Origin of the sequence: Mycobacterium sp. E2497 (assembly GCF_001668695.1) — a bacterium.
In the GTDB taxonomy this organism is placed as follows: domain Bacteria; phylum Actinomycetota; class Actinomycetes; order Mycobacteriales; family Mycobacteriaceae; genus Mycobacterium.
This window is the reverse complement of the sequence record NZ_LZKD01000177.1, coordinates 1-10,402: the sequence shown is the minus strand read 5'-3', so window position 1 is coordinate 10,402 and position 10,402 is coordinate 1. Positions and strand designations below refer to the sequence as shown.

The 10,402-nt window shown below is 69.0% G+C and carries 6 protein-coding genes; 5 read left to right on the top strand and 1 reads right to left on the bottom strand.

The features are described from left to right. Positions 1-117 precede the first annotated feature (117 nt). From A5713_RS16260 to A5713_RS16240, 5 genes are all read left to right on the top strand, one after another. Positions 118-1,158 (top strand): hemolysin family protein, encoded by a 1,041-nt coding sequence (locus tag A5713_RS16260; RefSeq protein ID WP_068097083.1) that lies wholly within the window; start codon positions 118-120, stop codon positions 1,156-1,158. Positions 1,159-1,450: 292 nt separating this feature from the next. Next, positions 1,451-3,646 carry a malate synthase G gene (locus tag A5713_RS16255; RefSeq protein WP_068097079.1) on the top strand — a complete coding sequence of 732 codons (2,196 nt, stop codon included), beginning with the start codon at positions 1,451-1,453 and terminating at the stop codon, positions 3,644-3,646. A 108-nt stretch (positions 3,647-3,754) separates the two neighbouring features. After that, positions 3,755-5,797 (top strand): substrate-binding domain-containing protein, encoded by a 2,043-nt coding sequence (locus A5713_RS16250; protein ID WP_068097076.1) that lies wholly within the window; start codon positions 3,755-3,757, stop codon positions 5,795-5,797. A 238-nt stretch (positions 5,798-6,035) separates the two neighbouring features. Next, the gene (gene kasB / locus A5713_RS16245; RefSeq protein WP_067921519.1) at positions 6,036-7,289 is read left to right on the top strand and encodes a 3-oxoacyl-ACP synthase KasB; all 1,254 of its coding nucleotides are present in this window, start codon (positions 6,036-6,038) and stop codon (positions 7,287-7,289) included. A 65-nt stretch (positions 7,290-7,354) separates the two neighbouring features. Continuing rightward, entirely contained in the window at positions 7,355-8,215 is an 861-nt protein-coding gene (locus tag A5713_RS16240) for a haloalkane dehalogenase (RefSeq protein WP_068097073.1), read from the top strand. 16 nt (positions 8,216-8,231) lie between these two features. Here the strand turns inward: A5713_RS16240 and gcvP are convergent. Further along, positions 8,232-10,402, bottom strand: a 2,171-nt coding sequence (gene gcvP / locus A5713_RS16235) for an aminomethyl-transferring glycine dehydrogenase (RefSeq protein ID WP_068097070.1), incomplete at its 5' end; no start/stop codon positions are given.

The window sequence follows — 10,402 nt, the reverse complement described above, 5'->3', positions numbered from 1 at the left end:
GCTGGACACCTCGCTGCGCTGGCAAGCGACGGTGATCCGGATGGACGGTCGCCGGATCGACCTGCTGGAGCTGAACGAGCTGCGCGGCCACGGCGAGGGCCCGGCAGGGGGCACGCCATGAGCGATCCCATGGGCGTCTTCCTGGCGATCCTGCTGATCGGCGTCAACGCCTTCTTCGTCGGGGCGGAATTCTCGTTGATCTCGGCCCGGCGCGACCGCCTCGAGGCGCTGGCCGAGCAGGGCAAGGCGCGGGCGGTCACCGTCATGCGTGCCGGCGAGCAGCTGCCCGCGATGCTGGCCGGCGCCCAGCTGGGAGTCACGGCCGCCTCGCTGCTGCTCGGGCGCATCGGTGAGTCGGCGGTCTCCAACCTGCTGCGCTCCGCGTTGGGGCTGACCGGTATTCCGCCGGCCCTGCTGCACACGTTGTCGTTCGCGATCGCGTTGGCGATCGTGGTCACGCTGCACGTGCTGCTCGGCGAGATGGTGCCCAAGAACATCGCGCTGGCCGGCCCCGAGCGAACGGCGATGCTGCTGGTGCCGCCCTACCTCGCCTACGTGCGGGCCGCCCGGCCGTTCATCGTGTTCTACAACAAGTGCGCCAGCGTCGTGGTGCGCGCGCTGGGCGTGGAACCCAAGGAAGAGCTCGAGATCACCGTCTCCCCCGTCGAGCTGAGCGAGATGATCGCCGAATCGGAGTCCCAGGGCCTGCTGGACCCCGAGGAGCACACCCGGCTGACGCGGGCGCTGCAGATCCGCACCCGGGTGGTCGGCGATGTGGCGGTCCCGCTCGAGGAGGTCCACGCGGTGCCGGTGGCCAGGGCGGGCAGCGGCCCGACCGTCGGCGCGGTCGAGCAGGCCCTGGCCCAGACCGGCTACTCGCGGTTCCCCGTCGCGAACGTCAACGGCGACTTCATCGGCTACCTGCACATCAAGGACATGCTGACCCTCGGCGACGACCCGCACACGGTGATCGACCTGGCGATGGTCCGCCCCCTTCCCCGGCTGCCCAAGTCGCTGCCGCTGGCCGACGCGTTGTCGCGGATGCGCCGCAGCAACAGCCATCTGGCGCTGGTGACCGACGCCGGCGGCGACGTGGTCGCGATGGTGGCGATGGAAGACCTGGTCGAGGACCTCGTCGGCACGATGCGCGACGCGTAACGGTCACCGGTCTCCCGGTTGGGAAATGCCCAGCCCGTATGATTTTCAGAGGCTGCCAGTCAAGTGCCAGTCAAGAAAGTGCTGGAGGGCGCAGGCTTCCCGGCGCGTTGATGCGTTGCTGGAATTCGAACCTCTGGCTCGCCGCCGCGGCATGGTTTTCAGCTAGCAGCGCGGCCTGACCTGGTCCGGTGGGTTGGGCGGATACGCTCACCAGGCTGCTGCTCGGTACGCTGAAGGCATTGCCGCTCCGGGCCAATGGCGGCTCGAAGAGGCTTCGTTATGGAGGAGAAACATGACTGATCGCGTGTCGGCGGGGAACCTGCGCGTCGCCCGAGTGCTCTACGACTTCGTGAACAACGAGGCCCTGCCCGGCACCGATATCGACCCGGACAGCTTCTGGGCCGGAGTCGACAAAGTCGTCACCGACCTCACGCCGAAGAACCAGGAGCTGCTGAACCGCCGCGACGAGCTGCAGGCCCAGATCGACAAGTGGCACCGGCAGCGCGTGATCGAGCCCTTCGATGTCGACGCGTACCGGCAGTTCATCACCGACATCGGTTACCTGCTGCCCGAACCCGAGGACTTCACGATCACCACCTCGGGTGTCGACGACGAGATCACCACGACCGCGGGCCCGCAGCTGGTTGTGCCCGTGCTCAACGCCCGGTTCGCGCTGAACGCCGCCAACGCGCGCTGGGGCTCGCTGTACGACGCCCTGTACGGCACCGACGTCATCCCCGAGGAGGACGGCGCGGAGAAGGGCACCAGCTACAACAAGGTCCGCGGCGACAAGGTCATCGCCTATGCACGCAACTTCCTCGACCAGGCGGTGCCGCTGGAATCCGGATCCTGGGCCGACGCCACGGGACTGTCCGTCGAGGACGGCCAGCTGAAGATCGCCACCGCCGACGGATCCGCCGGGCTGGCCAGCCCGGAGAAGTTCGCCGGCTACACCGGCGAGCTCGGCTCCCCCGACTGGTCGGTGCTGCTGGTCAATCACGGCCTGCACATCGAGGTCCTCGTCGACCCCGAATCGCCCGTCGGCAAGACCGACCGAGCCGGAATCAAGGACGTGGTCCTGGAATCGGCTATCACGACGATCATGGACTTCGAGGACTCGGTGGCCGCCGTCGACGCCGACGACAAGGTACTGGGCTACCGCAACTGGCTCGGGCTGAACAAGGGTGACCTGTCCGAGGAGGTCGACAAGGACGGCAAGTCCTTCACCCGCGTGCTGAACCAGGACCGCACCTACACCACGCCCGACGGCGAGGGCCAGCTGACGCTGCCGGGCCGCAGCCTGTTGTTCGTCCGCAACGTCGGTCACCTGATGACCAACGACGCGATCGTCGATGCCGACGGTAACGAGGTGTTCGAGGGCATCATGGACGCGCTGTTCACCGGGCTGACCGCGATCCACGGCCTCAAGACCGGTGACGCCAACGGACCGCTGACCAACAGCCGCACCGGGTCCATCTACATCGTCAAGCCCAAGATGCACGGACCCGACGAGGTCGCGTACACCTGCGAGCTGTTCAGCCGCGTCGAAGACGTCCTGGGCCTGCCGCAGGCCACCCTCAAGGTCGGCATCATGGACGAGGAGCGGCGCACCACCGTCAACCTCAAGGCCTGCATCAAAGCCGCCGCCGACCGGGTCGTGTTCATCAACACCGGCTTCCTGGATCGCACCGGCGACGAGATCCACACCTCGATGGAGGCCGGTCCGATGATCCGCAAGGGTGCGATGAAGAACACCACGTGGATCAAGGCCTACGAGGACGCCAACGTCGACATCGGTCTGGCCGCAGGGTTCAAGGGCAAGGCGCAGATCGGCAAGGGCATGTGGGCGATGACCGAGCTGATGGCCGACATGGTCGAGCAGAAGATCGGCCAGCCGAAGGCGGGCGCGACCACCGCGTGGGTGCCCTCGCCGACAGCCGCCACCCTGCACGCCATGCACTACCACTACGTCGACGTCGGAGCCGTGCAGGAGGGGCTGGCCGGCAAGAAGCGCACGACGATCGACGAGCTGCTGACCATTCCGCTGGCCAAGGAGCTGGCCTGGGCCCCCGAGGAGATCCGCGAGGAGGTCGACAACAACTGCCAGTCGATCCTCGGCTATGTGGTGCGCTGGGTCGCCCAGGGCGTCGGCTGCTCGAAGGTGCCCGACATCCACGACGTGGCGCTCATGGAAGACCGTGCCACGCTGCGGATCTCGAGTCAGCTGCTGGCCAACTGGCTGCGCCACGGGGTGATCACCGAAGAGGACGTGCGGGCCAGCCTGGAGCGGATGGCGCCGCTGGTGGACGCGCAGAACGCCAAGGATGCGGCGTACCTGCCGATGGCGCCCAACTTCGACGACAGCCTGGCGTTCCTGGCCGCGCAGGACCTGATCCTGACCGGGACGCAGCAGCCCAACGGCTACACCGAGCCGATCCTGCACCGCCGGCGGCGCGAAGTTAAGGCCCGCGCGGCGCAATCAAATTGAGCTGGTGCCTTAATCGGGCTCACCACGCATCGGTGCAGCTGGTGACTAAGATCAGCGGCGGGTTGACAACAAGTCGGACGGATCGACGGGAAGGCGACGGGCACCACTATGGGTAGGCACAGTTTGCCCGACCCTGGGGACTCCGCCGACCAGCCGTACAGCAGCGGCGAGACGGATGACCACCCGTACGCCGGCACCGACGACTACTCGGACGAGGGTCATTACCCGCGCGACGAGGAGTTGCCGTTCGACGCGGACGACTACTCGGCCGGCGACGAGCCCTACGCCGAGGACGCCTTCGAGGAGGGCACCGCCGACGACTACCCGGAGTTTCCGCCACGGCAGCCGGGCCCGGCGGCCTCTGAGCCGCCCGCCTCGTCGCCCTCGCTGTTCGGGCGCGGCCACCGGGGGCTCGGTGATTGGCGCGGCGGCCATCGCAGCGAGGGCGGGCGCCGCGGGGTGAGCATCGGCGTGATCGTGGCCCTCGTCGCCGTGGTCGTGGTGGTGGGCACCGTGATCCTGTGGACCTTCATCGGTGATGCCCTGTCCAACCGGTCGCACAAGGCGGCCGGACGCTGCGTGGGCGGCAAGGAGACCGTCGCCGTCATCGCCGACCCGTCCATCGCCGATTCCGTGCGGCAGTTCGCGGACAGCTACAACTCGTCGGCCGGGCCCGTCGGGGACCACTGCATGGAGGTCAGCGTCAAACCGGCGGGGTCCGACGCGGTGCTCAACGGCTTCATCGGCAAGTGGCCCGCCGAGTTGGGTGGGCAGCCGGCGTTGTGGATTCCGGGCAGTTCGGTGTCGGCGGCGCGGCTCGCCGGGGCCTCGGCGCAGAAGACCATCACCGACAGCCGCTCGCTGGTCACGTCGCCGGTGGTGTTGGCCGTCCGGCCGGAGCTCCAGCGGGCGCTCGGCAGCCAGACGTGGGCGGCGCTGCCCGGGCTGCAGACCAATCCGGCCGGGTTGGCCGGCGTGAACCTGCCGGCCTGGGGGTCGCTGCGGCTGGCCCTGCCGATGAACGGCAACGGCGACGCGGCGTTCTTGGCCGGCGAGGCGGTGGCTGCCGCGGCGGCCCCACCCGGCGCCCCGGCGACCCAGGGCACCGGCGCGGTGCGCGCCCTGCTGAGCGCGCAACCGAAGCTGGCAAACAACTCGCTGACCGAGGCGATGGATGCGCTGCTCGGACCCCCTGACGCGGCGACCGCGCCGGTACACGCGGTGATCACCACCGAGCAGCAGCTGTTCCAGCACGGCAAGTCGCTGCCCGACGCCAAGGGCGCGTTGGCTTCCTGGCTACCGCCCGGGCCGGCGCCGGTCGCCGACTACCCCAGCGTGCTGCTCAGCGGCTCCTGGCTCACCCACGAGCAGACGTCGGCGGCCAGCGAGTTCGACCGCTTCATGCGCAAGCCCGACCAGCTCGCCAAGCTGGCCAAGGCCGGGTTCCGGGTCAACGGCGTCACACCGCCGAGCAGCCCGGTCACCACGTTCCCCGCACTGCCGGGGACGCTGTCGGTGGGCGACGACGCGATGCGCGCGACGCTCGCCGAGGCGATGTCCGCCCCGTCGAGCGGGCTCGCCGCAACCATCATGCTCGACCAGTCGATGCCCGGCCAGGAGGGCGGGAAGACCCGGCTGGCCAACGTGATTGCGGCGCTCCAGGACAAGATCAAGGCACTGCCGCCCGCCGCCATGGTGGGGTTGTGGACGTTCGATGGCCACGAGGGGCGGTCCGAGGTGCCCGGCGGGCCGCTCGGCGACCCCGTCAATGGCCAGCCGCGCTCGGCGGCGCTGGTGGCTGCGTTGGACAAGCAGTACTCGTCGCCCGGCGGGGCGGTGTCGTTTACCACGCTGCGAATGATCTACCAGGATCTGCAGGCCAATTACCGCGCCGGCCAGACCAACTCGATCCTGGTCATCACGGCGGGCCCACACACCGACCAGACTTTGGACGGCCCCGGGTTGCAGGACTTCATCCGCAAGAGCGCGGACCCGGCCAAACCGATCGCGGTGAACGTCATCGACTTCGGCGGCGATCCGGACCGCGCCACCTGGGAGGCCGTCGCCCAGCTCAGCGGTGGCGGCTACCAGAACCTCGCCACGTCCGCGTCCCCCGACCTCGCCGCGGCGCTCAACGCGTTCCTGAGCTGAGGCGCGGGTTACCCGCGCGGGAGGGACCGTAGGCGAACTTCGCGGCGGGGTCTTCACGGGCGCGACGGCAACTTGGCGCTAGGCTCGATCGAGGTTGATTCCACGGCCGACGCGATGGGGAGCAGTGCGAAGGTTCCGGAGCTGAGCGCCCTCCGGTCCATCCTGGGGGCGCCCTGATGACGCGCAGATCCGTGAAGACTGCAGGGGTGGCGCTGCGAAAGGATGATCCACGACCGCAATGACGAATCTGACTACTGGCCAGGGGCTTCCGGACGTGGTCGTCACCGGGATCGCCATGACCACCGCACTCGCCACCGACGCCGAGACCACCTGGAAGTTGCTGCTCGACTGCCAAAGCGGGATCCGCGAGCTCGATGACCCGTTCGTGGAGGAGTTCGATCTGCCGGTTCGCATCGGCGGGCACCTGCTGGAGGAGTTCGATAGCGAGCTCAACCCGGCCGAGCTGCGCCGCACGGGATACCTGTCCAGAATGTCTGCCGTCGTCAACCGGCGGGCGTGGGACAGCGCCGGCTCCCCGGAGGTCGACCCCAACCGCCTGCTGGTGTCGGTAGGCACCGGATTCGGTTCCGGCGAGGAGCTGGTGTTCACCCGCGACACCCTGCGCGCCCGGGGCGTCAAAGCGGTGTCGCCGCTGGCCGTCAGTAAGTACATGCCCGACGCCGCCGCCCAGGCGGTGGGGCTGGAGCGGCACGCCAGGGCCGGCGTGATGACACCGGTGTCGGCGTGCGCGTCCGGTTCGGAGGCGATCGCGCGGGCCTGGCAGGCGATGGTGTTCGGCGAGGCCGACGTCGCAATCTGCGGTGGCGTCGAGACCCGGATCGAGGCGGTGCCCATCGCCGCCTTCGCCAACATGCGGATCGTGATGTCGACGAACAACGCGAATCCGGCCGGCGCATGCCGCCCCTTCGACAAGGACCGCGACGGTTTCGTCTTCGGCGAGGCCGGCGCTCTGATGGTGCTCGAGACCGAGGAGCACGCCAAGGCCCGCGGGGCGCGCATCCTGGCCCGGTTGATGGGCGCCGGCGTGACGTCCGACGGTTACCACATGGTCGCGCCGGACCCGAGCGGGAACCGCGCCGGACAGGCGATGACCCGCGCCATCCAGCTCGCCGGTCTCACACCCGGCGACATCGACCACGTCAACGCGCACGCCACCGGTACGCAGATCGGCGACCTCGCCGAGGGCAAGGCGATCAACAACGCGCTGGGCAGCAACAAGCCGGCGGTGTACGCCCCCAAATCCGCCCTCGGGCACTCCGTCGGCGCTGTCGGCGCGGTGGAGTCGATACTGACCGTGCTGGCGCTGCGCGACCAGATCGTCCCGCCGACGCTGAACCTGGAAAACCTGGACCCGGAGATCGATCTGGACGTGGTGTCGGGTAATCCGCGGCGGGGCAGCTATCAGTACGCCATCAACAATTCGTTCGGGTTCGGCGGGCACAACGTCGCCCTGGCCTTCGGCAGGTACTGAAACGTCACCGGCTCGGTGTTGTCACCCGTCGGGCCTAGCATCATGAGCGCTACCGAAGGAGCGCCATGAGCATCGATTTCACCCCCGATCCCAAGCTCTATCCCGTCCGGTCGCGCTGGTTCGACAGCTCGCGGGGACGCATGCACTACATCGACGAAGGTGACGGCCCGCCCATCCTGCTCTGCCACGGCAACCCGACGTGGAGCTTCCTGTACCGCAACATCGTCATCGCGCTGCGTGACCGCTTCCGTTGCATCGCACCGGATTACCTCGGCTTCGGGCTCTCCGATCGGCCCTCGGGGTTCGGCTACAAGATCGACGAGCACGCCCGGGTGGTGGGCGAGTTCGTCGATCAGCTAAGCCTGAACGACTTCGTGACCATGGGCCAGGACTGGGGCGGTCCCATCAGCATGGCGGTCGCGGTGGAGCGCGCCGACCGCGTCCGCGGCGTCGTCCTGGGCAACACCTGGTTCTGGCCCACGGACGAATTCACGACCAAGATGTTCAGCCGGGTAATGTCCAGTCCCCCAATGCAATACGCGATCCTGCGGCACAACTTCTTCGTCGAGCGCCTGATCCCGGCCGGCACCCAACACCGCCCCAGCGATGCGGTGATGCAGCATTACCGGGCGGTGCAGCCCGGCCCCGACGCCCGCCGGGGGGTCGCGGAGATGCCCAAGCAGATCCTGGCCGCCGGTCCCCTGCTGGCGCGGCTCGCCCGGGAAGTGCCGGCCAGGCTCGGCGCTAAGCCCGCCCTGTTCGTCTGGGGGATGAAGGACTTCGCGTTCCGTCCCGGCCCGACCCTGCCGCGCATGCGGGCGACCTTCCCGGACCATGTGCTGGTCGAGCTGCCCAACGCCAAGCACTTCATCCAGGAGGATGCGCCGGAGCGGATCGCCGCGGCGATCATCGACCGCTTCGGCTGACCCGCCCGCGCGGGATTCAGGCGAAGGCCTCCACCGGCGGGCACGAGCAGACCAGATTGCGGTCGCCGTAGGCGCCGTCGATGCGTCGCACCGGCGGCCACACCTTGGGCCGGAAGTTCTTGCCGAGCGGGTAGGCGGCCTCTTCGCGCGTGTACGCGTGCTGCCAGTCGCCGACCAGCAGGCACTCGGCGGTGTGCGGCGCTCCCCGCAACGGATTGTCCTCCGCGGGCCACTCCCCCGCGCCGACTCGGTCGATCTCGCCGCGGATGGCGATCATGGCCGCGCAGAAGGCGTCGACCTCGGTCAGGGTCTCGCTCTCGGTGGGCTCCACCATCAGCGTGCCGGCCACTGGGAAACTCATCGTGGGGGCGTGAAACCCATAGTCCGCCAAGCGCTTTGCGACATCGTCGACGGTCACTCCGGTGGACTTGGTGATCGGCCGCAGATCCAGGATGCATTCGTGGGCGACCATGCCGTTCTCCCCGGTGTAGAGCACCGGGAAGTACTCGTCGAGCCGGCGGGCGATGTAGTTGGCCGACGCGATCGCGGTCAGCGATGCGGCGCGCAGGCCGCTAGCAGCTCCGCCGCCCATCATCCTGATGTAGGCCCAGCTGATCGGCAGGATCGAGGCGGACCCGTAGGGCGCCGAGGACACCGGATGCCCCTGCGGCAACTCAGGGGCGTGCGGGTGGCCGGGCAAGAAAGGCGCCAGGTGCGCACGCACCGCCACGGGACCCACCCCCGGCCCGCCGCCGCCGTGCGGGATGCAGAACGTCTTGTGCAGGTTCAGGTGGCTGACGTCGCCGCCGAACTTGCCCGGCCGGGCCAGCCCGACAAGCGCGTTGAGGTTGGCGCCGTCGACATAGACCTGGCCCCCGGCGTCGTGGACGGCCGCGCAGATCTCGGTGATGTCGTGCTCGTAGACGCCGTGGGTGGACGGATAGGTGATCATCAGCGTCGACAACTCGTCCCCGTGCTGGGTGACCTTGGCGCGCAAATCATCCAGGTCGACATCGCCGTTGTCGTGGCAGGCGACCACCACCACCCGCATGCCGGCCAGCGCCGCCGACGCCGCGTTGGTGCCGTGCGCGCTGGACGGGATCAGGCAGATGTTGCGGTGCGGCTCACCCCGGCTGGCATGGTAGTCGTGAATGGCCAGCAGGCCGGCGTATTCGCCCTGCGAGCCGGCGTTGGGCTGCAGCGAGACGGCGTCGTAGCCGGTGATCTGCACCAGCCAGGTCTCCAGGTCGCTGATGAGCCGGCGCAGCCCCGGGGTGTCCGACGCCGGGGCGAACGGATGCTGGCGGGCGAACTCCGGCCAGGTGATGGGTTCCATCTCGGCGGCGGCGTTGAGCTTCATCGTGCACGAGCCGAGCGGAATCATGCTGCGGTCCAAGGCGATGTCTTTGTCCGCCAGGGTGCGCAGGTAGCGCATCATCGCCGTCTCGGTGCGGTATCGCGTGAACGCGGGATGGGTCAAGAAATCCGAGGTGCGGGTGGCGATGTCCACACCGGCCGGCTCACCGGCACTGACGCCGAAGGCCTCCAGCACCGCTGCCACGTGGGCGTCGGTGGTGGCCTCGTCACACGCCACCGAGACGTGGTCGGCGTCGACGCGCCACAGGTTGATGCCGCGCGCCTTGGCGGCGGCCACCACCTCGTCGGCGCGCCCCGGCACCCGCGCCAGCACCGTGTCGAAGAACTCCTCGTGCACCATCGAGTCGCCCAGCGCCGCCGCGATGGTCTCGGCGTGGCCGTGCATCCGGCGGGCGATCCGGGTCAGTCCGTCGGCGCCGTGGTAGCTGGCGTACATGGCGGCCATCACCGCCAGCAGCACCTGCGCGGTGCAGATGTTGCTGGTCGCCTTGTCCCGGCGGATGTGCTGCTCGCGGGTCTGCAGCGCCAATCGGTAGGCCGGCATGCCGTCACTATCTACGGACACGCCGACCAGTCGGCCCGGCAGCTGGCGGGCGTGCTTGGAGTGCACCGACAGGTATCCGGCGTGCGGGCCGCCGAATCCCATTGGCACACCGAACCGTTGGGTGGTTCCGAACGCGACGTCGGCGCCGATCTCCCCCGGCGGTGTGATCAGTGTCAGCGCCAGCAGATCGGCGCCGATGGCGATCAGCGCGCCCCGCTCGTGCGCCGCCGCAACCAACGCCGACCAGTCGGTGATCCGGCCGCTGG